This is a genomic window from Albidovulum salinarum (assembly GCF_025673475.1).
Lineage (GTDB): Bacteria > Pseudomonadota > Alphaproteobacteria > Rhodobacterales > Rhodobacteraceae > Albidovulum > Albidovulum salinarum.
In genome coordinates this window covers 1-2,974 of record NZ_JAOVQO010000053.1, presented here as the reverse complement: position 1 = coordinate 2,974, position 2,974 = coordinate 1, and the positions used below count along the sequence as shown (strand labels likewise).

4 protein-coding genes and 1 pseudogene are annotated in these 2,974 nt (G+C 67.4%); 1 reads left to right on the top strand and 4 read right to left on the bottom strand.

All coding sequences use genetic code 11. The features are described 5' to 3' along the window. On the top strand, positions 1-304 hold a 304-nt coding region (locus OEZ60_RS21995; protein WP_411709836.1), incomplete at its 5' end, for a transposase. A 168-nt stretch (positions 305-472) separates the two neighbouring features. Here OEZ60_RS21995 and OEZ60_RS21990 read toward each other — a convergent pair. The 4 genes and pseudogenes from OEZ60_RS21990 to OEZ60_RS21975 form a co-directional block, all read right to left on the bottom strand. After that, positions 473-1,486, bottom strand: a complete 1,014-nt coding sequence (locus OEZ60_RS21990; RefSeq protein WP_263340982.1) for a CaiB/BaiF CoA transferase family protein — start codon at positions 1,484-1,486, stop codon at positions 473-475. Beyond that, positions 1,483-1,860, bottom strand: a complete 378-nt coding sequence (locus OEZ60_RS21985) for a cupin domain-containing protein (RefSeq protein WP_263340978.1) — start codon at positions 1,858-1,860, stop codon at positions 1,483-1,485. Before OEZ60_RS21985 ends, OEZ60_RS21990 begins: the two co-directional genes overlap by 4 nt. A 6-nt stretch (positions 1,861-1,866) precedes the next feature. Continuing rightward, positions 1,867-2,763: an NAD(P)-dependent oxidoreductase gene (locus OEZ60_RS21980; RefSeq protein ID WP_263340975.1), complete on the bottom strand. Its 897-nt coding sequence runs from the start codon at positions 2,761-2,763 to the stop codon at positions 1,867-1,869. Beyond that, a pseudogene (locus OEZ60_RS21975) lies at positions 2,760-2,974 on the bottom strand (hypothetical protein); the annotation flags it as partial. The pseudogene OEZ60_RS21975 and the gene OEZ60_RS21980, both read right to left, overlap by 4 nt.

Here is a 2,974-nt window from a genome sequence, read left to right as displayed (position 1 = left end):
TGGCGCCCATGCCGTCATCCCGCCGCGCAGGAACGCGAAGCCATGGAAGACGATCACTGCCGGCGCCGTGGCGCGCAACGAAGCGCTGCGGGCTTGCAAATACCTCGGCCGCGCTTTGTGGCGACGACGGAGCGGCTATCATCGCCGGAGCCGCGTCGAAACGAAGATGCATTGCCTGAAGCTTCTGGGCCACCGGCTCATCGCGCGGGATTTCGACCGCCAGGTCGCTGGGCTACAGGTCCGCATCGCCGTCCTGAATGGCTACACCGCCCTCGGCATACCCGTCACAAAGGTCGCAGGATAAGTCCGTTCAGGGATAGGGGAAGCTCGGCCATCCGTTGATTTGCGCAACAAAGTTGCGGGATAGCCGAACGGCTGATACGGGCGCATTGCGACACCAGCCGTCATTAGCGGGGCGGGGAAACTGACATGCGTGCGGCGTCAGCGAACGTCGCGGACGGACTGCCACAAATCAGCGCCCGTCCCCGATTGCGGCTTCGATCCCCGGACTTCCAGCCGGATGGGCCTGCGCGAGCGAGAGGACCGGGGTCACGCAGGCGTCGCTCGCTTCGAAGAGTGCCACCCAATGGCTTAGCTCCCGTTCCAGGAAGCGCCGCTGAAGACCGAGGCGCGCCTCGGGCCACCGGTCCTTTGTCCTCATGAGCCCGATCAGCTCAGGCCAGTCGAGCCCTTCCGCAATGACGGCGATGAATTTCGGCTCGAGCGCGCCCACCGCGATCCAGCCGCCATCCGCCGTCCGGTAGGTGTCATAGGTCGGCATCGAACCATTCAGCGTGCCGCGCCAGCTTTCCTCGGAGTGTCCGGCAAGCAGGGTCGCCGCCGAGATGTCGGCCATAAGGTAGCGGATGCCGTCGGTCATGGAGAGGTCGATGTGCCGGCCCTCTCTCGTCCGTTCCCGGGTGAGGAGCGCGGCGAGTATCGCCGCGACGGCCATGGTCCCGCCGGCGGCGTAGTCTCCGATCAGGTTCTGCGGCACGACGGGCTTGCCCCCGCCGTCGCGGATCAGCGACAGCGCGCCCGAGAGCGCGAGATAGTTGATGTCATGCCCGGCGCGGGCGGCGTGCGGAGCCGTGCGGCCATAGCCGGTGATCTCGCACAGAACGAGGCGCGGGTTGGCGGCGCGAAGCGCCTCCCAGCCAAGGCCGAGCGCGTCGAGCTTGCCGGGGCGCATCTCGCTGATCAGCACGTCCGAAATTTTCGCGAGGTCGAGAAGGGCGGCCCGACCCGGATCCGACTTCAGGTCGAGCGCACAGCACGTCTTCCCAACGGAAAGGGCATCATTCGGGCCGCCGCGCGCTGAAAGCATCGGGTCGTCTTCCGCGCCGGCATAGGCCGGGGCGGCCTGCGCCGGGTTCGTGACGCAGGTCACCTCTGCACCAAGATCGGCGAGCATCTTCGAGGCGAAGGGGCCCGGCGCGTTGACCGAGAGGTCGATCACCCGGATCCCGGCGAGCGGGGCGTTCATGCGCCGTCTCCTCCATCGACGATCGTGATTTCGTCGCCCTGCCGTGAAATCGCGAGATGTGAGAAGGCAGCGTCCGCGGCCGCGCCGTGCCAGTGCGGGTGCCCGGCGGGGATCACGGCGACATCCCCAGGCTCCATGAGATGTTCACCTTCGGCGTCGGCGACGATGCCTTTGCCCGAGGTGGCGATCAGGATCTGGTCGACCCGGTGTGCATGCAGGCGGTTGCGCGCTCCGGGGGCGAAATTGACCATGTAGATGTCGAGATCGGCGCTATCCGGCCGGGCGGCGAGGCATTCGAAGTCGATATGCCCGCCGAAATAGAGCGCGCCTTTGGCCACTTCCTTCGGGACGGTATTCGCCTTGACGATCTTCATGCGGTATCACCTCCGATAGCCGGCGATCCGGGTGCCGGACGCCTTTTCGTATTCGCGGACAATCTCCCAGAGATCGCCGGAAGTCCCGCTGTCCGCGGTCAGGAGCACATGCAGGGCGGTCATCAGGTCGGTTCGGGCCGACATGGTAGCCGCCGAAGCCCGGGCGAGCGCCATGTCCTTCAGCGCGAGGTTTCGCGCGAAGCCCCAGTGCCCTTCGGCCGCCGTGCCGACCGTGTCGCGCAGCATGGCATTGTCGCCCCACGATCCGGCGAGGGTCGCGAGCATCGTCTCGGTCTCCAGACCCGCCGCAAGCCCGAAGGTGAGCGCCTCGGCGGCAAGCGCGGTGTGGGCGATCCCGAGAAAGTTCACGACAAGCTTCAGGGCGCAGCCGCTGCCGGCCGCGCCGGCATGGATTACCTGCGCTCCCATGGCCATGAGGACCGGATGCGCACGGTCCATGACGTCAGGCGTGGCGCCGACCATGAACTTGAGCGTGGAGTCTCGGGCCCCTGCCACGCCGCCAGTGACCGGGGCATCGGCGAAATCGGCACCGCGCGCTCGCGCCGCATCGGCGATCCCGCGGGCAAGGGCGGGGTCGCTGGTGCTGGTGTCGATCCAGAGACAGCCGGGCGCCATGGTCTCGATCAGGCCGGATGGGCCGAAGGCGATGTCCTCGACCTCTTTCGGTCCCGGCAGCGAGGTCAGGATCAGGCTCGACTCCCTTGCCACGGCGGCGGAATCGCTCGCGGCCGTGGCGCCTGCGTGCGCCAGTTCCCGGATGCGATTGGCGTCGAGGTCGTGGGCGAGCAGTCGGCCCGCTTGCTTGAGCAGGTTTCCCGCCATCGGGCCGCCCATGTTCCCGAGGCCGATGAAGCCGAACCGCTCGCCAGCCGAGCAGGTCATGTTGCGGCCATTTCCGCGACGGGGGCACCGAGGATCTCCTCGTTGACCTCGACGCCGAGGCCCGGGCCGCAATCGTCGGGCAGGCGCACCTCGCCGTTTGTCACTGGCAGCGGGCTCCTCACCATCGGCAGATCGACGCTCACGAAGTCGTAAAGGCCGAAGTTGAGATTCCGCGGCAGCGTATGCCCCATATGGGTGACGCAGGCGAGGA